Origin of the sequence: Limnochorda sp. LNt, from assembly GCF_035593265.1 — a bacterium.
Classification (GTDB): Bacteria; Bacillota; Limnochordia; order Limnochordales; family Geochordaceae; genus Geochorda; species Geochorda subterranea.
In genome coordinates this window covers 1355990-1382348 of sequence record NZ_CP141614.1, presented here as the reverse complement: position 1 = coordinate 1382348, position 26359 = coordinate 1355990, and the positions used below count along the sequence as shown (strand labels likewise).

The window sequence follows — 26359 nt, the reverse complement described above, 5'->3', positions numbered from 1 at the left end:
CAGGCGCCGACCTACCACCGCACCAGGACCGCCGTGGCGTCGTCGCGGGGCGAAGCCCAACGGCGCAGCAGGGCCTCGGCCGTGCCCGCGGGGCGGCGATCGAGGGCGGCCTCGTCGACCCCGTCGCTGACGATGACCAGGCAGGCCGGTGGGGTCAGCTCGGCCGACTGCGCCTGCACCCGACGGAGGCTGTAGCCGGCGACGCCCGGCGGGACCAGCAACGGCACGGCGCCGCCCTCGCCGGCGTGCCAGAGCCGGCCCCGCACGTTGCCCGCGCCCGCCCACTCGACACGGCGCCCGTCGGGGGCGACGGTCAGTGCCAGCACGCACGCCCCCCGGCTGCCCCGCAGTGTCTCGTGCAGCTGCTCCACCACCCGGCCCGCGCCCGCCGTCCACGCCTTCTCCGAGACCAGCCGCCGGGCAACGGCCTGCAGCACCCGCGCCACCTCGGCCGCCTCCCGCCCGTGACCGAGCACATCGGCCACCAGCACCAGCAGCGCCCCGTGGTCCTCCGCGATGAGGTAGGTGTCGGCGCAGGCGTGGGCCTGGCGGGGCCGGCAGGCCACGTCTACCCGGTAGCGCTCGATCCCCTCCACGATGCCGGCCGTCTCCAGCACGGGCTCGGGGCGAAAGGCCGGCAGCCACTTGCGGGCCCGTACCCGAAAGCGCCCGCCCACGTAGTCGAGCTGCACCTCGTCCATCAACCGCTGCACCCCGGCCAGCCCGATGCCGAGCCCTTCATGGTACGGGTCGCAGGAGCGCCCGGGCTCCACCGGGCCGACCCGAGCATTGGTCGCCTCCACGTCGAGCGCCCGGGGGCGATCGCCGACCGGAGCGGACCTCAACGCCAGCGTGCCTCGCCCCGCGTGGCGGTGGAGGTTGGTGGCCAGCTCGGCGACGGCCGTCTCGATGGCGGCCTGGTCGTACGCGTCGAAGCCCGTGGCCCGAGCCAGCTGCCGGGCCTGATAGCGTGCCTCGTAGATGTCGGACTCCCGGGCGATCTCGAGGCGGACGGCGAGCGAGGGGCCCCCTACTCCTTCCATCGGCGCATCACGACGCGGGTCCCCTCCCCCGGGCGGCTCTCCAGGTGAAACTCGCTCATCAGGGCCCGTGCCCCGGCGATGCCACGGCCGAAGCCGCCCGACGTGCTGTAGCCGCCCCGCAATACCCGCTCCACGTCGGGGATGCCCGGCCCCCGGTCCTCGGCGACGACCTCGAGCCCCACGCGGTCGCCGCTCCGGCACTCCCGGATACGGACGGTGCCCGTCCCGGCGTACAGGAGGATGTTGCGGGCGATCTCCGAGACCGCGGTGGCGATGCGCACCTGGTCCACCACGCCAAAACCCAGCTCCCTGGCCATCTCGCGGGCGGCCCCGCGAGCGGCGACGAGGCTCTCCTCGTCGAAGGCGGCCACGTCTACCGTGACCGAGCGCGCCCCGCCGGCGGCGTCTGCCTCCCTTGTCGTTGCAGCCACGCCAGTCCCCGCTCCAGGTCCAGATCGGTGTGAACGCCCGGCAGCTCCAGCCCCAGCTCCGCCAGCGTGACGGCCACGGCCGGCTGGAGCCCCACCAGGACCGTCGGCACCCCCATCATCCTCGCCATCAGCGCGGTGTCGCGCAGGAGCCTCCCGAGAAACGAGTCGACCACCGGCAGGCCCGTCACGTCGATGAGCAGCCCCCTGGGCCGGCTCTCGGCGATGCGGTCCAGGATCCGTCGCTGCAGGCGCTCGGCCGCTCGGTCGTGCAGCTCGCCCTGAATGGCGACGACGAGGGTATCCCGCAGCGTCAACAGCGGGATCTCGGGCGTCTCATCCATCCTCGGCATCCTCATCCTCCACGATGCGCAGGCCCATCAGGCGCAGGGCATAGGCCAGACCCGACTGCAGATCGGCCTCCGTGGCCACCTCGTGCAGATCCACCCCGAGCCGCACCAGCGTCTGGGCGATGGCCGGCCGGATGCCCACCAGCACGCTCTGTGCCCCCAATAGCCGGGCCGCCTTGACGGTACGGAGCAGGTAGTCGGCCACCTGGGTGTCGACCGCCGGCACGCCGGTGACGTCCAGGATGGCCACCCGGGCCCGCTCCCGGGCGATGGACTCCAGGAGGGTCTGTGTCAACTCCCGGGCCCGGGCGCTGTCGAGCACGCCCACCAGCGGCACCACCAGCACGCCGTGCCAGACCGGCACGACCGGCACCGACAGCTCCCGCAGGACCCGACGATACTCCTGCTCCAGCAGCTCTCTTCGGACGTCGGCGTACTCCGCCCCGGCGACGCTCAGCAGCGCCCCCACCAACCGCGCCAGGGCCGTGAGCCCCCGGACGAGCCGCTCTTGGTCCTCGCCGAGTTGCGCCACCAGTTCGGCCTGGACCAGCGGCACCATCCGGGTCAGCCATCGCACCACCGTGGCGAAGGCCACGCCCCGCCCCGCCAGCTCCCGCGCGTCCTGCTGGGCCCGGGCCAGGTAGGCGCCGATGTCTCTCGCCTCGACACCTTCGCGCAGCAGCGCCCTCGATTGCTGCGAGCGTGCCCCTCGGGTCGGGTCATCCTCGAGCAGCGCCTGCACATCGGGCCACCGGGCGGCCAGCTCCCTCATCCGGGCCTCCAGGCGCTCCCGCGACGCCTCGAAGATGGCAAGGACGTCCTGCAACCCGGCCGCTTCCTCATCGGTCAGCCGACCGAGGCTGTCCGCAGTATCCCACGATGACGCTTCGCCCATCAAGCCGACCCCCTCCCCCTCTTGCATGCGCTCGCCTTCCACATGGCAGCTCCCGTCACCCGTGGGCACCCCCGGGCGGTCGTCTAGCCCGGCCCCACCTCGAGGCCGGTGTCGGTGGGCCGCACCCGTACCAGCCGGGCCGGCGCCACGAAGTCGTGCCGGCGCCCGCCGATGCTCACCGTCACGCCGGGGTGCACCAGCCGGGCCACCACCTCACCCGTCTCGACGATGGCAATCCATACCTTCGACCCGGTGGGGCTGCCGACCTCGTCCAGGACGACGCGCCCCGCCTGCACCACGATCTCGTCGCCCCGAAAGACCCCCGACTCCATGACGAAGCCCCGGCCCGCCCGGATCCGGGCGTAGTGGCAGGCGCCCGACGGCATGCGCACGGTGCCGCTGGCCTCCACCAGAGCGTTGTGGATGTAGCGGGTGAAGACGTCGGCCGGCTGCCCCTGGCTGGCGCCCAGGCTCTCGGCGAGCTCGCCGAGCCGCCTGGCGATCCGAGCCAGGTCGTCGACGGCGACCCCCTCGCGACCGGGGGGCCCCGTGACCGCCCGGTAGAGGGTGGAGACCAGCTCGTCCCACCCCTCGGCGCCCGCCTGCGCCGCGCGGCTTGCCATGCCCAGCAGCCCCTCGACGAGGCGGGGCAGCCCCGCGAACTTGCGCTCGACCAAGGCCCGCACGATGGGACCGTCGCCCAGCGCCGCCACCCGTGCCGTGACCGACGCCTGCTGCTTGAAGAACCGGACGGCCGTCACCAGCTGCTCGACCTGGCGCTGGACCGGTCGAAGCGCGGCGGCCAGCTCCAGCGCCGCGGCGGCCTGCCCGCCCACCACGACCCGGGATCGCACGATGCCCCGGCCGATGGCCGCCCCCTCCTCGGCCCGCACCTCCGCGCCCGAGACGACGCCCCCCACCGTCAGCCGCCCGCCAGCCTCGACCCGCATGCTCTCCCCCACGTCGCCGATCACCAGCACATCCCCGTCGAAGACGACATGCCCCGTCTCCGGGCTGACGTCACCGTAGACGGTGTGCAGGGGCAGCACCGCCACCACGCCGCGGTGGAAGGTCGGCCGCCCGCCCCGAGCGGCGTAGGCCCGCTGGTGCTCCTCGTCGCTCAGGACACCGGGGCCGATGCGGAGCCGGGCGTCCTTGGGGGTGGCGACGGGGATGACCTCGCCGGTCACCTTGCGGCCCGGGTGGCCAGCGCGGGGTGGGTGGCGGGTGGCCAGCAGGGCGCCCGGCGCCACCGTCGACACCCGGTACAGCTCCAGCGGGTCGGCCCGGAGCGCCTCGTCGGGCGGTGCGGCGAGGACGTAGGGGGCGTCCTCGAAGTGGACCTCGGTGCGCCCGTCCTGGGACGGCACGGGCGGCAGGCCCCGCGCGACGATCACCGCGCCGCTCTCGTCGGAGGCCTGCACCGCCCGCACCGCCGCCTCGTCGATGCCGTAGACGACGCCCGCCGCCTGCAGCGCCGTCATGATGGTCTCCCGGCTGACGGGGGGCGGAGGCAGGGTCTCGACGGGCACCGCGGTCAGCGTGAGATCCGCGCTCGGGGGTCGATCCGCCAGGGCATAGCGACGACCCGGTCGGCGCTCGACGTGCAAGACGGCCTCGAGTCCGTCGGGCGAGACCTCCACCCGCAGGTCCACCGCCGGCTCGTCGTGGATCAGTTCCACCTCGATGCGGTCCCCGGGGCGCACCACCCGCAGGCGCTGGACCGGGGTGCCGTTGACCCGCACGGCCACGTGCGGACCTGGCCGCAGGGTGGGCAGGCGCCCGCTGCCCGAGGGCGCGTAGAGGATGACCCGGCCCCGCTGCACGGCGAGCGCGCCGTCTTCGCCAGCGGGAGGGCCAGCGCCTTCGGGCGGGGCGGCGAGGCCCGGGCCTCCTGCCTCGGGGGCCCCTCGGCCCGGCGGGACCGTCTCCACCTCCACTCGGCCGGGCACGTCTTGGTCGGCGGCTCCATGGGGCACCGGGAGCCACTTGCAGACCCGCACGCGCGCGCCGCGGGGCTCGAGGGGCTGCACCTCGTACTCGTCCATGAGGCGAAGCGCGGCGACGAGCCCGGGCTCGGGCTCCGCCGCGGAGCCGCCGTTGGGAAGCGCCCGGTCGAGGTCGGCGAAGGTGGCGCCGGTGTCTTCCACCACGACCTCGAGCCCGCGCCGGCCCGGCAGCTGGACCTGGCGCAGCGTCAGTGAAGCCCCGTCGGCATGCTGGATGGCCACCCGCACCACCTCCGATACCGCCGTGGCGATGCGGACCTGGTCGGCGGGGTCGAAACCCACGGTCCGGGCCAGGTCGCGGGCGGCGCCCCGACATCCGACCACCACCGACCGGTCCCCGCCCCGGAGCACCACCACGATGGAGCGTGCGTGCATGGGTGCCGCTCCTCACGTCACGGGATGCCGACCACGCTCAAGGGCCGACCACGCTCAGCAGCGCCTCCACGACCCGAGGGTCGAACTGGCTGCCGGCGCAGCGCCGGAGCTCCGCCAGCGCCTGCGCGCGGCTCAGGGCAGGGCGGTAGGGCCGCGTCGTCGTCATGGCGTCGAAGGCGTCCACCACGGCGATGATGCGGGCTTCGATGCGGATGGCCTCCCCCGCCAGCCCGTGAGGGTATCCGTTGCCGTCGAAGCGTTCGTGGTGCTGCTCGACGATCTCGGCGGCGTCGCGCAGGAGATCGATGCGCTCCAGGGCCCGCCGTCCGATGGAGGGGTGGCGGCGCATCGTCTCCCACTCGGCCTCGGAGAGAGCCCCGGGCTTGAGCAGGATGGCGTCGGGGACGCCCACCTTGCCGAGGTCGTGCAGCAGGGCGGCGTAGATCAGCGAGTCGAAGCGCGCCGGGTCCAGGCCCAGCCGCAGCCCCACCTGCAGGGCGAGCTCGGCGATGTGGAGGGAGTGGGCCTCGGTGTACTGGTCACGGCTCTCGACCAGCTCCGAGAAGGCCGTGACCATCTGCAGCACGGTGCGGCGCAGGCTCTGGCGGGCCTCCAGGTGCGCCAGGCAGACCGCGGTGTGGGCGGCCACCAGCTCGAGCCACGGGCCAGGGCGCCTCGGCTCGATGACCACCAGCCGGCCCAGCGTCTCGCCACAGGCGCGCAAGGGGATGTCCACGCGCTCGGGCACCGCCTGCGCCGAGGGTGGCATGCCCCCGGACCCGGCGGGCCCTCTGTCCTCATCCCACGGGCCGTCGGCGACCGCCTGCTCGGCCGCGCCCGACGTCGGGGAGACCGGAGTCGCCTCCGTCTCGTCGGGCCACCCGGCCTCCAGGCGCTCCTGCCCGGCCTCGCGCCGCCACAGCTCGGTTCGCCGAGCGCCTGCCACCTCCGCGGCGGCCCGCACCGCCCGACGCGCGAGCTCCTCGGCGTCGGCCGCCTCCGACAGCGCCTCGCATATCGCAGCCAACCGCTTCGCCACGCCTGCGGCGACCGGCGTGCCCACCTGTAGAAGCACGGCCTGTCCCCCCTGGCGTAGCTTTCTGTGTCCGCGTTCCGGGTCCTGTCGATATGAGCGCTGCGAACAGCCCGATGCAGTCGCAGACCTGCGACATCAGGCCACCGGGCCAGCCCCCCGGTCCGATGCCGGTTGCATCGTCGCGGGCGGAGTGGACGCGACCTGGGCCCAGGCATCCCGGAGCCCCACCAGAAGGCCTTCCACCTCCCGCACAGCCGACGCATCCTTTCTGACATTGGCCAGGACCAGGCGCCGATACATGTATTCGTAAAGGCGCAGCAAGCGGGTCGCAATCTCGCCGCCGGCGTCCAGGTTGAGGCACGCCATCAGTTCGCTCACGATGTCCTGCGCTTTGAGGAGGTGCCGGGCCGCGGCGTCCCGCCCCTCCCTGGCGATGGCCTCCTGCGCCGCCCGACAGTGCCGGATGCACCCGTCGTAGAGCATAACGACGAGCTGCGCTGGCGACGCCGTCTCCACCTGCTGCCTGCGATAGGCGAGGACGGCCTCTTCACCGTTCACCGCATGACTTCCCTTCCGGCTCGACGCCCTTAAATCCGCCAGTCATAGGGAGTGGGAGCCGAGCCTGACAGGGTCCCCAGCGCGCGCCGGTACCCTCGGGCCGTCTCCTTCCCCGCGCGGATCTCCTGGAGCTTCGACGCGCTACGGTCTCGGATGCGCTGAGCCCGCTCCACGCACTCCCGCTGCAGCTCCAGCAGCGCCACGGCCTCGCGCCTGTCGGCAAGGCCGACCCCGCCGCTCACCGTTTCCGCGGCCCAGCGACTCCTGGCCTCCTCATAGGCCCGCTGCACTCGCCCCAGGAGCAACCGAACGGTTTCGGGTTCCCCTTCCGGCTTCTCCAGCGCACCGAGGAGGTCCCGCAGGGCATCGGCCCAGGGTGCCAGGTCCATTCGCACACCACCCCCTCGCTGCATCAGCCACCTCCGCCGAACTGCTGGCTCAGCCATGCGGCCTGGGCACCGAGCTGGGCAAGCACCTCTTCCATGACGCTGAACTGTCGGTAGTAACGCTCCTCAAGGGCGGAGAGCCTCTCTTCCATACGCGCCATCTGGTCATCGAGGAGGGCGATCTCCCGTCCCAGCCCGCTGCCATCCACCTCCACGCCGGCCAGGCCCGCTCGGGTCCGGATGCGTCCGATGGCGAGATCCAGCGTGCTGCCCAGCCGGATGGCGACCCCCTGGGTGTCCGACGACGTGCCAGCGGTCGTGAACAAAGCCGCGACGCCATACGGGTCGGTCTGAAGGGCTTCGCGCAGCTTCGCCTCGTCGACGTAGAGCTTGCCGCCCTCTTCGTAGGAGCCGGTGGTGATGCCGATGGAGGCCAGCGTCGTGTAAACCGAGCCCGTCCCCTGCACCCGGTTGGACACGTCCAGGCGCATTCGGGAGGCGATGCTGATGAGCAGCGAATTGGCCTGCAGCAGGCCCTGCCTGGCCTTCTTCTGCCAGGCGTCGATCTCGTCCTGGGTCATGTCCTTCTTCTGCGCCTCGGTGAGGGGCGGGTAATCGTACAGCCGTCGCTCGCTGACCTTGCCGTTTATCTCGCCCAGGGCCTCGTTGTACTTGTCCACGAAGGCCGTGATGGCCTGGACCATGGCGTCCGTGTCCTGGAAGACCGTGACGGTCGCGGTGCCCAGCCCCTTGAGCTCGTACGTGACCCCGCCGATGGTGAAGCGGTTGGTGGACACCTGAAGCCCGCTGGCGCCGTCGAGGCTGAACACGGCGTCCTGTCCGGTGAATGGCGCCGCGGTGCTCCCCAGCTTGAGCAACCCCTCCCAGACGGTGTCCGAGCCGCCTTCGCTGAGCGTCACGGTGGCGTCGCCGACCGTCAGGCTCACCGATCCGCCCGTCTCCTGGCTGGTGATGAAGAGCCGGTCCAGAGTGGCGTCGTAGACGGCCGTCAGCCCCAGTCCGCTGTTGTTGATGGCCGCGACGAGGTCACCGATGTCGTCCCTGGACGGGTCGGTGACGCTGAAGGTGAGGCTGGCCGACCTGGGCCCCCGGCTGTCGGTGACCTGCAGGTTCAAGGTGAAGCTGGGCGAAGCGTTGGGGTCGATGCCAAACTGAGTCCACAGGGTGCGGCGGTCCGAGGTGCGAGAGATGGCCCCCGAGCTGGCGAGTTGAATTCCCTTCGCCAGCTGGGTCACCGTGATCTCGTGCGTCCCCGCAGGAGTGCCTGGCGCGGCGGTGGCACTCACCACCCCGCCGTCCGAGGAGGAGGCCGTGCGAGCCTGGAAGGTGGAGTTGAGCTTGAGGGGCGTGAGGGCCTGCCGTAGCTCATCCATCAGGCTGCTGATCCTCAGGTAGTCCTCCTTCGTCCAGACCAGGATCTGGCGCCGCTGCTCCAGCCGGTCGAGCGGAATCCGCTCCGCCTGCATCAGCTTCGACACGATCTGGTCGATATCGAGCCCCGATGCGAACCCGAAGAAGCGCAGGCGGTTGCCCGCGAAGCTGACCGGATCGACGCTCATCGCACCGCCTCCCACTCACCCACATCCGAGTGCGCCCCGTGAAGGAGACGCTCCCGGTGGACGGCCAGCACACCCGCGTACGGGTTGGTCTCCAAGGCGTCGTCCAGGACGGCAACGGCGGCCTTCCGCCTCCCGGTCTCCGCCAGCAGGGCGGCCAGGGCCATGACAGGGGCGGGGTGCTTGCCCGATACCTCCACGGCCTTGCGGAGCAGCACCTCGGCCGCCTCCTGGTCATGCTGATCGAGAGCTGCCCTGGCCAGGGTTATCAGCGCCCCCACGTCGTAAAGCCCATCGCGGGTGGCCTTGAGCAGGAGCTCGAGGCCCGTCTCCCGGTACCCCTGCGCGTGCAGCATCTTGCCCAGCGCCAAGGCAGCCTCGGCCGCCGGAAGCCCCCGGTCGACCATGTACTGCACCACCGCGTCGACGACCTCAAGGCACCCGAAGGCCAGCGCCCGCTGCACGACGTGCCATCCCGTTATGCGCATGGTGAGCGGGTCAACCCAGGTAGCCGCCATCAGGGACCCGTAGCGGACCAACTCGGCTGCGGTCTCGTCCGTCATCTCCCGGGCTGCCCCCGGCGGCGCGCCGTTCATGCTCGGCCCGCCGTTGGGGGCACCGGCCACCAGCGCCGTGAGGATCTCGGCCGCCGCCGGGAACTTGTCGGCGTTCACCTGCTCGAGGAAGCGCCGCGCCAGCGCCGGCTGCCCGGCCGCCACCGCCCCGATGACGCCGTCGATGGCCGCCAGGTCCCGGGTACCCTCGTGCTCCAGCGCCGCCCCCAGCTTCTCGAGAGCCGAGGCCTTGTCTCCCATGGCCAGAAGGGTGATGCCCTGGCGCAGGTCACGCTCACCCACCAGCTGGCCGTCGAGCTGGTCCAGCACCTCCAGGGCCTGACGGTAAGCCCGGGCGTTGAGCAGCGCCTCCCAGACGCCGTCGATGGGGCCGAGCTCGCGGGCGGCGACTCGCTCCAGCATGAAGGTGACGACACGTTCCGGGTCATCCGTCTCCAGCAGAAGCGAGGTCAGGGCTCGCGCGGCCTTGCCGTACCGCGGCTCGGACCGCAGCGATTCCAGGTAGGCTCCTGCCGCCTTCTCCTTCTGGTGCAGGCGCTCGTACGCCTGCCCCATCTCAAACCACGCCTTGAAAGAGCCCGTCCCCCGCAGCGTCAGCTCGAACATGCCCGGAGGCGGGTCGCCGTAAGCAAGGGCCTGGGTCAGCAGGCCCGCGGCGGCAGCGGGGTCGCCCACCTGCGACGCCAGCATGGCCTGGATGTAGTGGAGGTCGCTGCTCCTGGGATATAGGGCCCGGTACCGCTCCAGGAGCTCGAAGGCTTTGCCCCACCGGCGCAGCCCGCCCAGCACTAGGCTGTAGCGGATGACACCCGGCACCGCGTGTGGAGACTTCCAGTCCGGCCCCGCCAGGGTAAACGCCTGCTCGTACTCGCGCGCCGCCTCATCCAGGCGCCCCAGGCCGTAGTACTCCTGGCCGAGGTAGTAGTGCCAGACGGGGTCGATCGGGTTGCGCTCGGCCTCCCGCTGCAGTAGCGACAGGTTGCGCTCGTGCTTGCGCTTGGCCGCGATAACCGACGCCTCGTAGCCCCGGTGGATGACGCGCACGTCCGTGGCCGCCAGGCGCCCGCCCGCTTCGGCGATCTGGCTGCCCACCTGCTCGTGGATGGCCCCCTTGTAGCGGAAGCGAGGGTCGTTGCGGAAAAGGGCCACGTGCTGGGTGATGAGGTGCTGGTCCGGGTTGTCCGGGAAGTGGTGGACGTTGACGAGGTAGCCGTCGGCCAAGCCCGACGCAGCGAGCCGCCGGAGCTTGCCCGCGTCGTCCTTCACGAGCTCCTCATCTGCGTCGATGACGAACACCCAGTCGCCGCCCGCCTCTTCCAGCGCCCAGTTGCGGGCCAGCGAGAAGTCGTCCGGCCACGTCCGCGCCACGACTCTGGCGCCGTGTTGCCGGGCGATTTGCGGCGTGCGGTCTATCGAGCCCGTGTCCACGACGACGACCTCATCCACGGCGCCTTCCAGGCTGGAGAGGCACCGGCCGATAAAGGCCTCTTCGTCGCGTACGATGAGACAAGCGGAGATCGACGGGCGCCGGACGCTCATGGGAGCTCCCACCCCGCAACGAATTCACGGAACGGTGCGGGGGAGAGGCTGGCTCTCCCCCCAACCGGGCGACGTAGCCGCTCACGCCAGGAGCTGCAGCACCGACTGAGGTACCGCGTTAGCCTGGGCTAGCATGGCGGTACCGCTCTGCAGCAGGATCTGATTGCGGACGAAGTTCATCATCTCCTGCGCCATGTCGGCGTCGCGGATGCGGGACTCGGCCGCTGTCAGGTTCTCCGCCGCCACACTCAGGTTGTTGATGGTGTGCTCCAGGCGATTCTGCAGAGCTCCCAGCTTGGACCGCTCGAACGAGACTGACTCGATAGCGTTATTGAACTTGCTAATCGCCAGCTCAGCCGAGCTTGTACTCATCACGCTCAGTGCGTAGCCAACCGTGCTAGTCAGCTGCGCAAGGGTCCCTGTACCGGAATAATAGACGAACGTGAATTCGTTGACCGTTGTGCCCGCTGAATTGGTTACTGCACCGGTCTGAACAAGCGCGAGAGCGCCGACCGCCACCCCAGAGCTAGTGAATTCTCCGACGCCCATGTTCGCGATGCTGAATTGGATCACCTGGCTCTGATTAGCACCGATGTGGAACTGCTTATTAGTGTAAGTGCCGTCGAGGAGACGCTGGGTGTTGAATTCGGTGTATATGGAGATACGCTGCACCTCGGCCGTAAGCTGATTGATCTCCTTCTGGATTTGCTCCCGGTCGCTCTCGGTCAAGGTATCGTTTGTAGCCTGGACTGCCAACTCTCGCATGCGCTGGAGAATCGCGTGCGTCTCGTTGAGGGCGCCCTCGGCCGTCTGGATTAACGAGATCCCATCCTGGGCGTTGCGTACCGCCTGATTCAGCCCCCGAATCTGGCCCCGCATCTTCTCAGAGATGGCGAGCCCAGCCGCGTCATCCGCAGCGCGATTGATTCGAAGCCCAGACGACAGACGCTCAAGGGTTTTGGCGAGGTTGCCCGACGTTACCGTCAGGTTCCGCCAGCTGTTGAGGGCCATCACGTTGTTGACGATTCGCACCGTAACCCCTCCCTAGTGATAGCCGCCCGCTTCCCTGCGGGCCCTCGAACAGAGAACATCACCCATCCCCGATTGCCACGTGCCTCCAGCCGATTGCCACCCCTTTTCTTTCACGCCTGCTCGAGGCGTGTCACGCCCCGGTCAGCAACTGTATCGGCAAGGATAGGTTTGGCTTTAGTAGCCATGCGAAAGTACAGAGGCTGCCTTGACACTGCCTCTTCCCCGGTCCGGCCGGAGACGGACGCCCGGGGCATCTCCGCGCCTGACTTTGCGACTTCCCCGTCATGCCAAGGTTTGCAGAAGGCGCGCGAGGGCCGTGCCACTACGCGGCCCCGGGGGACGAAAGCGCTTCGACCCGATTGGACGGCCGGATGCCCAGCGCGCGGAAGGTGGCCGGGGCGGTGCCCTCTAGTGTCGCGTAACGCAATTGTGTTTACTTCCAATCACCGCTCTCGAGGCCTGGCTTTGGCCAGGATTTGGTCGGGGGTCTTGACCCAGACAAAGGGCTTGGCATCCTCCTTCCAGGCTTCGATGAATCGCCGGATGGTGGCGACCAGCATGTCGACGTCGTAAAAGTTGCCCCGGCGCAAAGCCTGGCTCTGCAGGATCCCGAACCAAATCTCCACCAGGTTGAGCCAGGAGGCGCCCGTCGGCGTGAAGTGCAGCGTGAAGCGGGGATGACGCTGAAGCCACCGCTTGACCGTCGGGTGCTTGTGGGTGGCGTAGTTGTCGAGGATCAGATGCATCTCGCCGTCGGGGTGGGTCTTGTCCAGGCGTCGCAGGAAGCGGAGGAACTCCTGGTGGCGATGGCGCCGGTAGCACTCGCCCTCGACCTCACCGGTGGCGAGGTTCAGGGCGGCAAAGAGGGTGACGGTGCCGTGGCGCTCGTAGTCATGGCTGCGTCGTTCCACCTGGCCAGGCCGCAGCGGCAGCAGGGGTTGCGTGCGGTTGATGGCTTGGATCTGGCTCTTCTCGTCCACGCAGAGCACCAGAGCATTTCCGGGAGGGTGCAGGTACAGCCCGACGATGTCGACCACCTTGGCTTCCAGCTCCGGGTCCCGGCTGTACTTGAAGGTCTCGACCCGATGCGGTTGCAGCTGGTAGCGACGCCAGATGCGATGGACGGTCATGTGGCTGACGCCCTGGGCCTGAGCCAGCCGCCGCGTGCTCCAGTGGGTGCGGGGCTCCGGGGGCGTCAGCGTCTGGGCCACGATGGCGCTCACCTTGTCAGGGCCGTAGGTCCGCGGGCGGCCCGAACGAGGGGCCTCCTTCAGACCCTCCAGCCGATGCTTCGCAAAGCGCGTGCGCCACAGGCCCACCGTCGGCAGCGAGCAGCCCAGCGCCGCGGCGATCTCCCGGTTCATCTTCCCTTCCGCCGCGGCCAGGATGATGCGGGCTCGCAACAGGTCCCGCTGTGGAGCTGTTCGCGTCCGGACGGTCTGCTCCAAAGTGCTTCGCTCCTCGTCGGTCAGTTCGATGGGCGGTGCGTACTTCATGAGCCCATGGTATCACAAGCCAGGACTGGCAAACAAGTGAATTGGGTTACGCAACACTAGCTCCGTGCGCAACAGGTAGCGCTGGCTCTTGATCTGCACGGGGCACGGCCTTCAGTTTCCCCAGATCGGCCAGCGCCTGGCGGTAGGGGACCGTCTCGCCCAGCTTGTGGCTCACGCACGACTCCAGGACGAAGCCGAGGAAGCAGATCGCCAGATGGCCCCGCACGTACTCGCCAGTGCACACCTACACGGGCCGGACCTCGAGGGCGCTCTTCAGCTCCAGGAAGCCCCGCTCCACCCGCCACAGCGTCTCGTCGGTATAATCCCGACGCCCGGTAGCCCTCACGGGCAGGAGTCTCCTTGTGAGATTGCCAAGATGCCCCGTCGTTGGTCGGGATGGCTGGCGCAGGCGCAGGGCAGGGCGGGTCCGCCAGAGCTACTGGGCTTCGAGCCCGTTCACGTGTTTGGATTCGGACCCGTCCTGCGCCAACCGCCCAACTGGGCCCGGCGTTGCCGGCAAGCCCGAATGGGTGTATGCCGTTTGGCCATCCCACCGCACCTGCGCTTGCAAGAACCGTGAAGGGAGCTTGAGGGTGCGACGCTACATCGGGCTGGACGTGCACCGAGACTACTGCTATGCCTACCTGCTGGAGAGCGGGCAAAAAGAGGGAAGGCGCCGACGCTTCCCCAACGCGGCGGAAGATTGGGCCGGCTTTGTCGAGGAGCTCGGCCCCCACGACGCCGTGGCCATCGAGGTAAGCGGGGGCACCTTCCGCCTCTACGACACGCTGGCGGACCGGGCCGGGCAAGTGGTTGCCGTGGACCCTCGTGTCATGCGGCGCCTCGGCTCGCGCAAGCGCAAGACCGACCACGACGATGCGAAGCTTTTGGCCGAGCGGTTGGCGTTGGGGACGCTGCCGGGCGTCTGGGTGCCGCCGAAACCCATTCGGCAGCTGCGGGCGCTGGTGAATTTGCGCCGCCAGCTGGTCGAACAGCGGGCCCCGTGGAAGAATCAAATGCGCAGCCTCCTTCAACGGCACGGCTATCGGACGCCGCGCAACCTCTGGCAAGCGCGCCGGCACCTGCAAGCCCTGTGGGAGCTGGATCTGCCCCCGGCCGACCGGGTGGCGCTGGGGGTGGCGTTGGACCAGGTGCGCTCGACCAACACCCACCTGCAGACGGTGGAGCGGGAGATCGGCCAGCGGGTGAAGAATTGCCCGCCGGTGCGGTTGCTGCTCTCCCTGCCGGGCTTTAGCGTCATCACGGCGGCCACGTATTACGCCTACATTGGCGACCCGCTCCGTTTTCCCAGCGACAAGCACGTGGCCAGCTACACGGGCCTGGTGCCGCGCGTTTACCAGTCCGGCACCACCGACCGGCGGGGACCCATCACGAAGGAAGGCCCGCCGGTGCTGCGATGGACTCTGGTCGAGGCCGCCAGCAGCGTGGCTCATCACGGGCCTCCGGCCCTGCGCGCGTTTTACGAGCGACTGCGGGTGAAGAAGGGCCATCAAGTGGCGGTAGTGGCGCTGGCGGCCAAGCTGGCTCGGATCGCCTGGGCCATGTGGCGCACGGGCCGATTGTTTGCGGGCATCCGTCCCGAGCTTTACGCCGCCAAGCTTTCCGTGCTTGACCGCCACGCAGCGCCCTATCCCACGATCCAGGTCCTGACCTGGCTGGCCGAACGGCTCGACCAGATACTCGACCGCAACCCGTACGCGGTCAAGCAGGGCCGTAAAGAGGGGCCGCTGGATCTGCAAGCCGCTGCTTGAGGGCAGGCTCTTGACGGGGACCATGGGTGATCCGAATCTGGTGGAACCTACAGACTTGGGATGTCACCCCAACGAGGAGGGTGTCCTATGCCCCCAACCCGCCCCCCTACCCGCCGGAGTTTCGGGCCCAGGCCGTACGGCTGGTCCGCACCTCCGGCAAGACCCTGAAGGAGATAGCGGCTGACCTCGGCGTCTCCACCGAGTCCCTGCGCAAGTGGGTACGCCAGGCCCAGATTGACGCCGGCGAGCGCGAGGGCCTGACCAGCGCCGAGCGGGAAGAGCTGCGGCGCCTGCGCCGAGACAACCGCATCCTCCGGGAAAGAGCGGAAGATCCTGCGAAAAGCCGCGGCCTTCTTTGCTCGGGAGACCGACCGGACCCGGTAGCGGTGTTCCGGTTCGCGGAGCAGCAGAAGGCCGAACATTCCGTCGCCATGCTGTGCCGGGTGCTGGACGGTCTCCTCCAGCGGGTAGTACGCATGGCGCCGCCGGCCCCCGTCGCCTCGGGCGCAGGAGGACCTGCAGCTCATGGAGCGTATCGGGGCCATTTACGCGGCCAGCCGGGGCACCTACGGGGCACCACGCGTCTGGGCGGAGCTTCGGATGGCTCATGGCATTGCCTGCTCTCGCAAGCGGGTGGCCCGGCTAATGCGCCAGCTGGGCCTGCAGGGCGGGCATCGACGCAAGAGCCGGGGTCTCACCCGGCGGGACCCCCGTCGAACCGTCTTCCCGGATCGCGTGCAACGCGTCTTCGCCCCCGATGCCCCTAACCGGCTCCGGGTGGCCCACCTCACCCAGCACCTCACCGGCGAGGGGTGGCGGTATCTGGCGACCGTCTTCTACGGCTTCTCCCGCCGGGTGGTGGGCTGGGCCATGGGGGAGCGGCCGACGGCCGAACGGGTCATCGATGCCCTGAACATGGCCGTCTGGAATCGGCGCCCCCGCGGGGAGCTGATCCATCATGCCGACCACGGCGCGCAGTACACGTCCCTGGCCTTCAGCGGGCACTAGACGGAAGTTCAGGGGCTGGTAGCGGGCAGGACCCGCATAGCGGTGGGCATTCAAACCGGTTGAACGCGTGCCAATGTAGCCAAGAGTATGGCCCTAAGGTATTGCCTTGACAGTTGTCATGTGCTACCATTGAGCCATGAGGTGCGTATCCAGTGCCATGCACATCGAGACCATCCGCCGCCGGCAGGGCGACAAGGTCTACACCTACCACCTGCTGCGCCAGACCTACCGGGAAGGCGGCAAGGTGAAGCACCGGACCCTGGCCAACCTCTCCCACCTGCCGGAAGCCGTCCTGGAGCTGGTCCGGCGAGCCCTGCGGGGCGAGCCGGTGGCGCCGGTGCCGCAGACGGTAAAGATTCGCCAGTCCCGCCAGCACGGGGCCGTCGCCGCCGTCGTGGGCATGATCCGCCAGCTGGGCCTGGACCAGGTGCTCTACTCCCGCTCGGCCGACTGGGTGCGCTTGGCCCTGGCCGTCGTCGTCATGCGCATCCTGCGGCCCTCCTCCAAGCTGGGCGGGACTTTGTGGTGGACGACCACCACGTTGCCGCAGCTTCTGCGGTTGCCGCACAATGGCGAGGACGTCAACGACGTCTACCGGGCCATGGACGAGCTGCTGGCCCGTCAGGCCGCTATCGAGGCGAAGCTGGCGCGCCGGCACCTGACGGCCAACGCCCTCGTCTTGTACGACCTGACGAGCGTCTATCTGGAGGGCAAGACCTGCCCGTTGGCCCGCTTCGGGTACAACCGGGACAAGAAGCGGGGCAAAAAACAGTTTTGCGTGGGGCTGCTCACCAACGACGAGGGCTGTCCCGTGGCCGTGGAGGTGTTCCCGGCGACGTGGGGGATCCCGAGACGCTGCAGGCCCAGATTGCCCGGGTCCGGGCTCGGTTCGGCATTGAGTACGTCGTGTTCGTCGGCGACCGGGGCATGATCGTCAAGGCCCGATTGAGCGATTTGGAGGCGGTGGGCTTCGGGTGGATCACGGCCCTACGGGCGCCGGAGATCCAGAAGCTGCGGGATGAAGGGTTCTTTCAGCCGGGCCTGTTCGACCGGCGGGACCTGGCGGAGATCGCCGACCCCGAGCGGCCCGGGGAGCGGCTGGTGGTCTGCTACAATCCGCTGGTGGCCGAGGAGCGCCGGCAAAAGCGCGAGGCGCTGCTTTCGGCCACGGAGCGGGAGCTGGCCAAAATCGAAGCCCGGGTGCGGCGTCGCCGCCGCAAGCCCCTGACGGCCGACGAGATCGGGGTGGCCGTGGGCAAGGTGTTGGGCCGCTGGAAGGTGGGCAAGCACTTCCAGCTGGAGATCCGCGACGGCCACTTCGCCTTCCGGCGCAAGGAGGCCTCCATCGCCCGGGAGGCGGAGCTGGACGGGTTTTACGTGCTGCGCACCAACGTGCCCGTCGACCGGATGGACGCCCCGAAGGTGCAGGCCACGTACAAATCGTTGCGGGCCCTGGAGCAAAACTTCCGCACGATGAAAAGCGCCCTGGACCTGCGTCCGGTCTACCACCGGCTGGAGGACCGGGTGCGGGCCCACGCCTTTTTGTGCATGCTGGCGTTGTATGTGCGCTGGCACATGGAGCGGGCGCTTGAGCCCCTGCTGGCGGAGGACCCCCGGCGGTCCTTCGAGGGGCTGATGATGCAGCTGGAGACGCTGCAGCGCCACACGGTCGAGGTGGCCGGTCAGGAAATCCAGATGCTCGGCGAGCCTGAGCCGCTGCACCAGCGGCTCTTCCAGTTGCTGGGGGTTCCCCTGGCGTAGCCAGAAGCCTGAACGCTTGAATCCCACTCCGTTGGCGTCATTGCCGTGATTTGAGGGATATCGGGGTTGCTGAACTTCCGACTAGAGGCAGCGGGGATCCCGGTCGCCATGGACTCGGTGGGGGATGCGCTCGACCATGCGGTGGCCGAGATCCTCTTTGTCACGCTACGGACGCAGTTGCTGAATCGGGAGCCCTGGCCCACCCGTCAGGCCCTGAAGACGGCCATCTTCGAGTACATTGAGGCCCCCTACAATCGCCGCCGCGATTCGGCCCTGGGCTACTTGAGTTCAGAGGAGTTCGCGAGGAGGTGGCGCCTCGCCGCTACGGCCACCAGCCGCAGGCTGTTCACAGAATCGGAGCAAGACCACTACACCCTTAAGTCAGCCGTTCGCGCAGACGATCAAGAGCCTGAACGATACAGCAATCATCAAGGCTGGGGATGTACGGATGGATAGCAAACCTTACGACGTCTTGCTCCGCGAGCTCTTAGAGCGAGAGGGGGACGTCACCACACTAGCCAGCCTCGCGGCATATGCCCTTTGCCTCGGTGAGGTTAGGCTAGTACCTCCTGATAAAATCGCCGACTGTCGAGAGAGGGGCTGACCCGTGGCGAGAGGGCGTTGCCGTGCTGAGCTTCTGCCTTTCATCCCCGCCATCGGGGCTCGCTCAGGCTTGCGCCGGGGCCAGGGCCAGCAGCCGGCGGGCCGCCCGGGTCAGGTTGTGGGCGAAGATGCCCTCCCCGCTCCAGGTCGCCGCCCGGTCGGCACCCCGATAGCGGCTGCGGTCGAGTTCAAAGGTGTCTTTGAGGTGCGCAATGCGCCCCTCCTGGCCGCTGCGCCAGCGCAGCAACCGCCGAAAGGCCCAGCGTCGCTCGAAAAGTCGACGAGCCCGACCGCCTCGGGCCGGCAGGGCCACGTGCGCGATGCCCATCGCCCGCAGCGCCGCGTCGTTGGCCCGGCTGCTCATGCCCCGGTCGGCGGCCACCGCTCGGGGCGTGGCTCCGACCGCGTGGATGTGGCCCGCCACGGCGTCCACCAGCAAGCTATCGTCGCTGGGATTGCCGACATGCAGCCGCCAGTGGCTGATGAAGCCCTCCTGGGTCTCCACCAGGGTCAGCTTGTAGCCGAACTCGACGGGCTTCGAAAGCTTCCCCCGCCGGATGGGGCGCGCATCCGGGTCGAAGAGGCTGACCAGCCGGTCCGGGATGGTCCGGATGCCCTGCAAGCGAAGCCGGGTCTGCTCCAGCACCCGGCGCAGGCGGCGGGTGTACGTGACCAGACCCTGCGCGAGGGCCCGGTAACGAGCGCCGACCGCCGGACCGAGCTGTCGGATGCGGCGCTGGACAGCCCGAGCCATGCGCTCGGCCTCCTGAAGCGTCTGCTCGGCCCGCCGAGCCACTTCGGCGGTAAGCCGGTCCACCTCGGCCTGGGCCTTCTCCCCTCCCCGGCGAAGCACCTGGCCGATGCGGCGCAGCCGGCGGCGGACCGAACGCAGGCGGTCTCGGACCGAAAGGCGTACCCCGATGCCGGCTTGCTTGGCCCGGCGCATCAGCCGCGTCAGTACCCGCACCCCGTCGGCCAGCAGGCCCGCGTCGGTGGGGTGATGGATGTTGGCTTCCACCACCGTGGTGTCCACCCGGATCCGCTGGCCGTGGCGCTTCATCAGCCGCGCCTCCACCAGCTGGGCCATCAGGGCGTCGTTGAGTTGCTCGATGACTTCCGGACCCAGTCGGTGCGTCAGCTTGATGAGGGTGGTGGCATCGGGCACCTTGTCGGTCAAGCGCAACCGGCAAAAGCGCCGCCAGACCAGGCTGTCGGCCACTTCCTTGACGAGGGCCTCGAAGCCCAGCCGGTACCGGCGCTTCAGGTACATCATGCGCAGGTACGTCTCCAGGGGGATGGTGGGCCGACCCCGCCGGGCCGTGAGCTTGCGCCGGATAGGCTCCAGGAAGCGCTCGTCGTCCAGCAGCCGGTCGATGATGGCCAGCTCCTTGGGCAGCTCGAAGAGCTGGGGGTCGATGAGGCTTTCGAACAGGTCCGCCTTGAAAGCCACGTTGCGCTCCCGACGCACGATGCCATGCCCCCCTGGGGCCGATTCTAGCATCATTCGGTCTCGGGGAGGAGAGGGGTAAGCCCGTCACGACGGCCTTCTCTGGACGAGTTTATCAGGGGCAACTAGGCTAGCTGAAATGTATGTGCGAATGGCCGATATACCTGTCACCATCAACGAAGAACTGGTGGCGTGGGCGCGTTCTCCGGTGGTGCGCCGTCTGTACGAATCACTGCGCAGGCCTCGTAATCATAGAGAAATGATCCGTATCACACAGATGTCTCTCTACACGACAGGAAGAGTTCTGGAGATAGGGTCAGGGAGTGGAGATCTCGCCATAGCCTGCGCAATGGCTGGGCGCGAAGTTTACGCCCTGGATGTGGACCCTATTGCGGTCGAGGTGGGAAGGGCTAAGGTTTCTGAGCTCGGATTGACAACCTGCAGGTTTCGACTAGCAGATGGCCAGCGCACGGGACTGCCTGACAGTTCGTTTGACACAGTTCTACTTGCTGAGGTGCTAGAGCATGTTTCTGACCCCTATCCGCTTCTCTGCGAAGCGAGGCGCCTGGTCAAGGATGGCGGACGTATTCTCATATCTGTGCCGAACGAATACGCGATTCCCGATTGGGATCACCGTCGACTATGGACCAAGGTCGAGTTGGAGTGTGTTATCCGAGAGGTCTTTCAGAAGGAACCGATCTGGTTGGAAGGTATCCCCAATGACTGGCTGGCCTGTGGCATCGCGATTGATGATAAAGGCTCCCCAAGCAAAGACTGTGACGTACGCGCGTTCTTTCTTCCTCCCATTCAGACAGGCGACCCACGAAGTGAGTTGCCCAAAGTGAGCGTTATTATCCCGACATACAATCGGGCGTCTTTCTTGCGAGAATCGATTGATAGTTGGCTACAGCAAACGTACGAGAATATAGAGATTATCATCGTCGACGACGGCAGTTCCGATCAAACTCCTGAGATCATTAATCGGTACGTGGCGGCTTATCCGTCGGTTATTAAGTCTTTACGTCAGCATAATCAAGGAAAGGCGGCAGCAGTTAATGCTGCCCTTGAGTATGTAAGCGGAAAATATACAGTCATATTCGACGACGACGACGTAGTTCTGCCTCGAAGGCTTGAGGTGCAGATAAGCTTCTTGGAAGCCAACCCAGACATAGACATGGTGTATTCGTCGGCTGTCGTATTCACAGGTGACCCTCCTCGAGTGGTCACTTGGTTTCCAGCATACCCTGTATCCTCCGATATGCTCCTTGCGCAGGAGTGTATGGGTAACGTATTCCACGGTGCGACAGTGACGTTGAAGACATCTGCCCTCAGGCGTATTGGTGGGATGGATTCTGCATTAGTTCGGGCACAGGATTATGATGCGTGGTTGCGCCTGATAATGAGCGGACATCAAGTGGCACCTCTAAATGTGTGGGTCGCCATGCAACGGCTACACCCAGGTTTACGCGGTACGGCTGCCGTGCCGGTTCCCTACCGTGAGGTTCTGCAACGCACCAGCATGGATGAGAGGGGCATATTCAGGAAGCTGTATCCAGCATTAAAGCTTGAGGTGCTCGTTCCGGATCTGCAGCGCCTGCGCCACCCCTCGGTGGAAGCCGAAGCCTTGTTACTGCGAGCTCTGGCTATGGCTCGACGTGGGCTATTGGATGAGGTCGACATGGACTTGGATGCAGTGCTTAAGGCTATCGCGCGCGGAGCATCGCTGACCCCAAGACAACTACGAATTCTTGACGAACTAAGGAAGACGTTGGTGTCGGGGCGCGAGAAGTCTCCGAGGGTCATGCCTGTAGTGGGCAGAATCGAAGAGATACTCTCACTTGGAACCCGCACGAGTGAATGAGCCCAGCTGTCACATGAGATAGAGATTGTCCTCAAGAGCGCCCAAAAAGCCGAAGGCTTGGATAGCGAGTTATGTTGCGGCACTGGAACTACCTGGCTAGTACTACGTCCCACAAGTTCGTTCCCTGGACATGACGGCTCCTTGACAACCTAAACCGGCACAGCCGGGCAAGAAATTCCGCAGGGCAGCAGGAGTCCGGCCGAAGGGCGCGAACTGGCGCCACGACGGGATCCGGAGACGTTCGCGGGGGTCAAAGGTGACCCGGACACGGCTGCCCGTATGGCGAGGCGGAGCGCAAGCCTGGTGAACCTGCCGCTGCCCGAGCTCACCGCGGACCAGCGCAAAGCGCTGCGGGAGTGGAAGTTCGGCCAGAAGGTCGAGCACCGGCTCTGGCTGCGGGCTTCCATCATCTGGGGGCTGTTTCACCACCGTTCCTCGGTCGCCCGGGTCGCCGCCTGCGTCGGCGTCACGGGGCGGACGGTCCGCAAGTGGCGGGACCGGTTCCTCGAGGCGGGCGTCGCCGGCCTCTACGACCGGCCCCGCTCGGGGCGACCGCCGCGCTTTGGCCCGGAGCAGCGCTGCGAGGTGATCGCCCTGGCCTGCGACGCCCCCGCCAACTACGGATTCGAAGGCCAGACGCTCTGGACGTACGACACCCTCACCGATGCCGTGCAACGAAGGCTCGGCTTTGCGATGAGCCGGAGCAGCGTCTGGCGGACCCTGGAGCAAAACGCCCTGCGGCCTCACCGGGTGCGCATGTGGCTGCACAGCCCCGACCCGGACTTCAAGCCGAAGGTGAACCGCATCGTCGGCCTGTACCGGGACCCGCCGGACGATGCCGTCATCGTGTGCATCGACGAAAAGACCGGGATGCAGGCGCTGGAGCGCCAGCACGAGACGCGCCGCGCGATCCCCGGCAGGCCCGGGCGCTACGAGTACGAATACATCCGCCATGGGACCCAGTCGCTGTTGGCCGCCTTCGACATCCGTACCGGGCGCGTCACGGCCCGCTGCGGGCCGACGCGGACGGCGGAGGACCTGGTGAGCTTCCTGGAGGCGGTCGCCGAGGCGTACCGGGAGGCGCCGCGGATCATCGTGATCTGGGACAACCTCAACATCCACCACGACGGCCCGCAGGCGCGGTGGAGCCGCTTCAACGCCCGTCACAGCGGGAAGTTCGAGTTCGTGTACACGCCGCGGCATGCGTCGTGGGTGAACCAGGTGGAGATCTTCTTCTCCATCCTGCAGCGCCGGTGCCTCAAGCACGGGGACTTCCACTCCGCCGAGGATCTGCGAGCGCGCGTGCTGGCCTTCATCGACCGGTGGAATACCGAGGAGGGTCACCCCTTCCAGTGGACCTTCCGCGGGTACCCGATGCAGGAGAGGGCGGTGGCATAAGTGCCACCAAGGCCTCCTTGGTGGGACCGGCCCGAGGTGCGTCGAGTCCTCAATGAGGCAGCCCGGGAGGAGATCCAACAGCTCCTCACGGCCCTGGGGTTCACCCACCTGGGCGTGCTGAGCCGAGGCCGTTACCTGGTCATCTACGCGGAGGAGGGGGGCGAGAAGATGCCGCGCCTTCGCTTCGGCCGCATCGACCAAGGCCGGTACGCGCTGGACATGGCCAACCACCGCGGGGGGTGGGAGCCCACGCCCTTCACGGGAACCCTTGCCGAACTGTTCAGCCTGGTGACCGAGCAGTTCGGCTGGGTTCTCTTGGAGCTCTAGCCGCATCTTCCTCTCGCTCCTCTTGTGACGCTCCCGCGGCAGTGAACGAACTTGTGGGACGCACTACTAGTTCTTTGACAGCCTGACAGAAAGCACAGTACAAATCTCCGCCCTGAGTGCCCAGTTCGACGATCAAATTTGGCCGAAGTAAATCAACCAGGCACATGGCGAAAGGGATATGTTCCTGCCACGTCGAAAACGGCGTTAGCCTCAAAGGCCTGTGAAGGCAGATAGGATGGTGCAATGGGTTGAAGGTGTCGCCCATGAAAAAGACATACCTCCGTGCTTCTCAGCTCTCGGTCTAATCTCCACTAGCCTCAGCTCTAGAGGTTCATGCCCAGCGACTAGCGTTGGAGAACCCCCAGTATTGGGACAGGAGGGCTGTAGCGGTGCCATCCTCCCTGTCGCCGAGCAAATGCATCCCGTACCTCTTTCGTCCATGGCGTGCAGAAAGTTGATACCCGACAGCCTCCCTGGCTGGAGCACCCGTGTTCGACAGACAAGATGCGGGTCTGCGCACGGCAAAAGGGGGCCCAGGAGGTCGGACGAGATGCTTCAGCCCGACGGCAAAGGTAAGTCACATTATGCTATCATGGGACTGCTCGTAGCTGGGCGGGTACGTGACAGTGAGCGGGATGGCCGGCTTCGAACAGGCCCTAAAGGAGTTCCTGAGCTCCGTCCCGAATTGGCTGGAGGCGGTCGCCGCCCGGCTGACAGAGCAGGAACGGCACGTCCTGCAGGCCATGCCCTGCTCCCCGTGGTGGGTACGGGCGGTGTGGCCGACGGCGCGCGACCTGCAGTGGAGGGCCGTGCACGTCTGGTTCGAGGGCGAGAGGCGGGCGCTACACCGAGCCGCTCAGCAAGCCCGTCACATCGCGGCAACGGTTCTCCCGGTCTCCGCAGCGTACGAACAGGTGCGCCACCTGCTCCAGGACGTCCGCCTGCGGGTGCCGGGGCTGGCCGACACCGTTCTGCGGCTCCAGCAGCAGCACGCCCGTACGCTGACGCTGATCGCTTGCGAGGGCCGAGCGGCAAGCCTGGAGGCCAAGGCGGCGGTACGCGATGCCGGCGGCCGCATCGGTGCGTTTATCGCGGAGCAAGCTCGGCAGCTCAGCGCCTGGGCCAGGCAGCGGGCCGCCGATCTGCGCACCCTGCGTCGCCAGGTCGACCAAGAAGCCGCCCGCTTGGGACTTGCGTAGCAAACCCACCGTCAAGGCTCATGCAATCCTTGCCGATGCCCGCCAGAGATCGCGCCAGTGTTTACCAGTAAGAAGTTGTTAGTTGATTGGTGAGGTGGGGGTCAGAAGGACAAAACGAGCCGGGCACCTCCCCCCCTCCCCGGGGCCACCCGGCTGGCTTCCACAACATACGGCTTGCCCGGTCGGCTTCCCCCACCCGCCGGCGGGAGGGTCAGCTGGTGTCCGGGACCAGATACAGCCCCAGCGGTCCCTCCCCGATCAGCAGCTCCGCCCGCAGCCGCTCGGCCACGCCCCGCTCGGTCTGCTCCCACGGACCGCGGCGGCGGATGCGGCGGGCCAGAAAGAGCTGAAAGAGGTTGTAGCCAGCGGCCAGCAACGCCCACAGCACCTGCATGCCGGTCGGGTGGTGGAGGAAGCCATGGTCCAGGTGCCACTCCTGCTTCGGCTGCCGGAAGCCTTCATCTCTACCCCCCAACGGGATCGGGCGATCTCCCACGCCACCCGGCCGCTGGCCTCGGCCGGGCTCAGCGTGGTGGCCACCTCCAGGATGCGAAGGGCTTTGCAGTGCCAGACGGCAGTCCCCTGGTGCTCCGTCCAGCTCAGCTCCTCTTCGGCATAGACGACTCGGATAGGGTGCTTGAGCCCCTCCCGGCTGGTCAGCTCCGGGCTGTCCCACACCCGCACCTCCACCTGAAAGGAGCCGATGCGGGTGACAAAGGCTTCGCCGTAGCGGCGGCCCCGGCGCAGTCCCGCTGCGTCCTGGACGACCGCGTAGCGCTCGTCCTTCAGGCGCACCACGACGTGCAGTCCCAGGGCGCGCACCGCCTCGAGGAAGGGAGCCTGCGCATACAGGGCATCCACCGTGACCACGTCGCAGAAATGCCCGTGCGTGCCCTGCAGGCGCCGAAGCAGTCGCAGGGCAGCGTCGACCTCCCCTTCCTTCGGCCGCTGGGGCTCCATGCCCCACACCACCGGCGGCACGTCCCGACCCTTGCACCGACTCGGATAGTCCCCCTCGTCCCCATGCCGCCAGCGCACCGTCTGGGCCGCCACGACCCGGTGGGCGTACTCCACCCGCCCGTCCCGATGCCGGTAGACCTGGCAAGCCGCACAGCAGCGGGCCTGGGTGCGCAGCACCTCGGTCCCATCCAGCGCCACCACATGCCAGCCATGCACGCTGCCGCCCCGGAAGGTCTTGTTCTTGCGGGCCGTGGCCAGGATGGCGTCGTTGATCGCCCACGCCGAGGCCACGTCGGCGGCCATGGCCCAGTCCCGAAGGCAGTCCCGAAGCGGCAATCGGTGGCGTCCTACCAGCTTGCGGAAGGCGCCGGCCCGCACCCAGCGCTCCAGCTCCATCATCGACCGGGCCCGCAGGCTGACCCCACCAAAAGCACGCAGCCGATGACGAAGCCGGGCACCTCCACCCGCCGGCGCCGATCCCGCAGGCCGCGCAGGTGCCGGCCGAGGCAGAAGGTGGAGGCCATGTACGCGGCGAACTGTCGGACCCGCCGGTGGGAGGGCGTGGCTCCCATCGGCTGTAGCACCCCCTGGTCGCGTGTTCTGGCCATCGTCTTCGTCGCCCGGGGGTGCTTTCCTTTTGCTGGAGGCTTGCCGCCCCCATTTCCAGCGAAAAAAAGAAAGAGCCCCTCCGCCCGCTACCCTCGTGGGCCCAGCCGTCTCCGGC

General features: G+C 67.9%; 21 protein-coding genes and 3 pseudogenes. 9 read left to right on the top strand and 15 right to left on the bottom strand.

Annotation, left to right across the window (positions count from 1 at the left end):
• Window positions 1-11: 11 nt before the first annotated feature.
• The 12 genes from VLY81_RS06470 to VLY81_RS06415 form a co-directional block, all read right to left on the bottom strand.
• The gene (locus VLY81_RS06470) at window positions 12-1043 is read right to left on the bottom strand and encodes a SpoIIE family protein phosphatase (RefSeq protein WP_324670201.1); all 1032 of its coding nucleotides are present in this window, start codon (window positions 1041-1043) and stop codon (window positions 12-14) included.
• The gene (locus VLY81_RS06465; RefSeq protein ID WP_405001341.1) at window positions 1031-1414 is read right to left on the bottom strand and encodes an anti-sigma regulatory factor; all 384 of its coding nucleotides are present in this window, start codon (window positions 1412-1414) and stop codon (window positions 1031-1033) included. Before VLY81_RS06465 ends, VLY81_RS06470 begins: the two co-directional genes overlap by 13 nt.
• Before the next feature lie 2 nt (window positions 1415-1416).
• On the bottom strand, window positions 1417-1815 hold the full coding sequence (locus tag VLY81_RS06460) for an STAS domain-containing protein (protein ID WP_324670199.1): 399 nt from the start codon (window positions 1813-1815) through the stop codon (window positions 1417-1419).
• On the bottom strand, window positions 1808-2743 hold the full coding sequence (locus VLY81_RS06455) for an STAS domain-containing protein (protein ID WP_324670198.1): 936 nt from the start codon (window positions 2741-2743) through the stop codon (window positions 1808-1810). Before VLY81_RS06455 ends, VLY81_RS06460 begins: the two co-directional genes overlap by 8 nt.
• Window positions 2744-2799: 56 nt before the next feature.
• On the bottom strand, window positions 2800-5100 hold the full coding sequence (locus tag VLY81_RS06450) for a flagellar assembly protein A (RefSeq protein WP_324670197.1): 2301 nt from the start codon (window positions 5098-5100) through the stop codon (window positions 2800-2802).
• A 37-nt stretch (window positions 5101-5137) separates the two neighbouring features.
• Entirely contained in the window at window positions 5138-6175 is a 1038-nt protein-coding gene (locus VLY81_RS06445) for an HD-GYP domain-containing protein (RefSeq protein WP_324670196.1), read from the bottom strand.
• Window positions 6176-6271: 96 nt separating this feature from the next.
• Window positions 6272-6694: a flagellar export chaperone FliS gene (gene fliS, locus VLY81_RS06440; RefSeq protein ID WP_324670195.1), complete on the bottom strand. Its 423-nt coding sequence runs from the start codon at window positions 6692-6694 to the stop codon at window positions 6272-6274.
• A gap of 29 nt (window positions 6695-6723) precedes the next feature.
• Window positions 6724-7083, bottom strand: a complete 360-nt coding sequence (locus VLY81_RS06435; protein ID WP_324670194.1) for a hypothetical protein — start codon at window positions 7081-7083, stop codon at window positions 6724-6726.
• 23 nt (window positions 7084-7106) lie between these two features.
• On the bottom strand, window positions 7107-8660 hold the full coding sequence (fliD, locus tag VLY81_RS06430) for a flagellar filament capping protein FliD (RefSeq protein ID WP_324670193.1): 1554 nt from the start codon (window positions 8658-8660) through the stop codon (window positions 7107-7109).
• The gene (locus tag VLY81_RS06425) at window positions 8657-10771 is read right to left on the bottom strand and encodes a glycosyltransferase (protein ID WP_324670192.1); all 2115 of its coding nucleotides are present in this window, start codon (window positions 10769-10771) and stop codon (window positions 8657-8659) included. The genes fliD and VLY81_RS06425 overlap by 4 nt, the downstream gene beginning before the upstream one ends.
• Window positions 10772-10852: 81 nt before the next feature.
• Complete coding sequence (locus VLY81_RS06420; RefSeq protein WP_324670191.1) at window positions 10853-11803, bottom strand: flagellin N-terminal helical domain-containing protein; 951 nt, start codon at window positions 11801-11803, stop codon at window positions 10853-10855.
• A gap of 443 nt (window positions 11804-12246) precedes the next feature.
• On the bottom strand, window positions 12247-13299 hold the full coding sequence (locus VLY81_RS06415) for an IS630 family transposase (protein WP_324670190.1): 1053 nt from the start codon (window positions 13297-13299) through the stop codon (window positions 12247-12249).
• Window positions 13300-13892: 593 nt separating this feature from the next.
• Between VLY81_RS06415 and VLY81_RS06410 the strand changes: the two genes are divergently transcribed.
• The 5 genes and pseudogenes from VLY81_RS06410 (at window position 13893) to VLY81_RS06390 (ending at window position 18296) form a co-directional block, all read left to right on the top strand.
• Entirely contained in the window at window positions 13893-15071 is a 1179-nt protein-coding gene (locus VLY81_RS06410; RefSeq protein WP_324670189.1) for an IS110 family RNA-guided transposase, read from the top strand.
• A gap of 26 nt (window positions 15072-15097) precedes the next feature.
• A pseudogene (locus tag VLY81_RS14660) lies at window positions 15098-15364 on the top strand (transposase); the annotation flags it as partial.
• A 190-nt stretch (window positions 15365-15554) separates the two neighbouring features.
• Window positions 15555-16079: pseudogene (locus tag VLY81_RS06405) on the top strand (IS3 family transposase); the annotation flags it as partial.
• A gap of 136 nt (window positions 16080-16215) precedes the next feature.
• A pseudogene (locus VLY81_RS14895) lies at window positions 16216-17840 on the top strand (IS1634 family transposase).
• Window positions 17841-17948: 108 nt separating this feature from the next.
• Complete coding sequence (locus VLY81_RS06390) at window positions 17949-18296, top strand: IS3 family transposase (RefSeq protein WP_324670186.1); 348 nt, start codon at window positions 17949-17951, stop codon at window positions 18294-18296.
• Between the two features lie 211 nt (window positions 18297-18507).
• Here VLY81_RS06390 and VLY81_RS06385 read toward each other — a convergent pair whose 3' ends face one another.
• Complete coding sequence (locus tag VLY81_RS06385) at window positions 18508-19911, bottom strand: ISNCY family transposase (RefSeq protein ID WP_405001302.1); 1404 nt, start codon at window positions 19909-19911, stop codon at window positions 18508-18510.
• 118 nt (window positions 19912-20029) lie between these two features.
• Here VLY81_RS06385 and VLY81_RS06380 point away from each other — a divergent pair, with 118 nt between their 5' ends.
• From VLY81_RS06380 to VLY81_RS06365, 4 genes are all read left to right on the top strand, one after another.
• Window positions 20030-21751 carry a glycosyltransferase gene (locus VLY81_RS06380; RefSeq protein WP_324670185.1) on the top strand — a complete coding sequence of 574 codons (1722 nt, stop codon included), beginning with the start codon at window positions 20030-20032 and terminating at the stop codon, window positions 21749-21751.
• A gap of 303 nt (window positions 21752-22054) precedes the next feature.
• Complete coding sequence (locus VLY81_RS06375; protein WP_324670184.1) at window positions 22055-23149, top strand: IS630 family transposase; 1095 nt, start codon at window positions 22055-22057, stop codon at window positions 23147-23149.
• 36 nt (window positions 23150-23185) lie between these two features.
• Window positions 23186-23476, top strand: coding sequence for a hypothetical protein (locus VLY81_RS06370; protein WP_324670183.1), 291 nt, complete (start codon window positions 23186-23188; stop codon window positions 23474-23476).
• Between the two features lie 620 nt (window positions 23477-24096).
• Window positions 24097-24675 (top strand): hypothetical protein, encoded by a 579-nt coding sequence (locus tag VLY81_RS06365; protein WP_324670182.1) that lies wholly within the window; start codon window positions 24097-24099, stop codon window positions 24673-24675.
• Window positions 24676-24933: 258 nt separating this feature from the next.
• On the opposite strand, the gene VLY81_RS06360 is transcribed toward VLY81_RS06365, so the two are convergent.
• A complete protein-coding gene (locus VLY81_RS06360) occupies window positions 24934-26034 on the bottom strand; it encodes a transposase (protein WP_324670181.1) in 1101 nt (366 codons plus the stop codon).
• Window positions 26031-26243: a hypothetical protein gene (locus VLY81_RS06355; protein ID WP_324670180.1), complete on the bottom strand. Its 213-nt coding sequence runs from the start codon at window positions 26241-26243 to the stop codon at window positions 26031-26033. The genes VLY81_RS06360 and VLY81_RS06355 overlap by 4 nt, the downstream gene beginning before the upstream one ends.
• Window positions 26244-26359 lie beyond the last annotated feature (116 nt).

What these genes read in the sequence shown, in the direction of transcription:
- VLY81_RS06360 (WP_324670181.1), bottom strand. Translation starts at nt 26,034, where the DNA reads ATGATGGAGCTGGAGCGCTGGGTGCGGGCCGGCGCCTTCCGCAAGCTG.
- VLY81_RS06380 (WP_324670185.1), top strand. Translation starts at nt 20,030, where the DNA reads ATGTATGTGCGAATGGCCGATATACCTGTCACCATCAACGAAGAACTG.
- VLY81_RS06460 (WP_324670199.1), bottom strand. Translation starts at nt 1,815, where the DNA reads ATGGATGAGACGCCCGAGATCCCGCTGTTGACGCTGCGGGATACCCTC.
- VLY81_RS06450 (WP_324670197.1), bottom strand. Translation starts at nt 5,100, where the DNA reads ATGCACGCACGCTCCATCGTGGTGGTGCTCCGGGGCGGGGACCGGTCG.
- VLY81_RS06455 (WP_324670198.1), bottom strand. Translation starts at nt 2,743, where the DNA reads ATGCAAGAGGGGGAGGGGGTCGGCTTGATGGGCGAAGCGTCATCGTGG.
- VLY81_RS06415 (WP_324670190.1), bottom strand. Translation starts at nt 13,299, where the DNA reads ATGAAGTACGCACCGCCCATCGAACTGACCGACGAGGAGCGAAGCACT.
- VLY81_RS06390 (WP_324670186.1), top strand. Translation starts at nt 17,949, where the DNA reads ATGGACTCGGTGGGGGATGCGCTCGACCATGCGGTGGCCGAGATCCTC.
- VLY81_RS06435 (WP_324670194.1), bottom strand. Translation starts at nt 7,083, where the DNA reads ATGGACCTGGCACCCTGGGCCGATGCCCTGCGGGACCTCCTCGGTGCG.
- VLY81_RS06425 (WP_324670192.1), bottom strand. Translation starts at nt 10,771, where the DNA reads ATGAGCGTCCGGCGCCCGTCGATCTCCGCTTGTCTCATCGTACGCGAC.
- fliD (WP_324670193.1), bottom strand. Translation starts at nt 8,660, where the DNA reads ATGAGCGTCGATCCGGTCAGCTTCGCGGGCAACCGCCTGCGCTTCTTC.
- VLY81_RS06355 (WP_324670180.1), bottom strand. Translation starts at nt 26,243, where the DNA reads ATGGCCAGAACACGCGACCAGGGGGTGCTACAGCCGATGGGAGCCACG.
- VLY81_RS06470 (WP_324670201.1), bottom strand. Translation starts at nt 1,043, where the DNA reads ATGGAAGGAGTAGGGGGCCCCTCGCTCGCCGTCCGCCTCGAGATCGCC.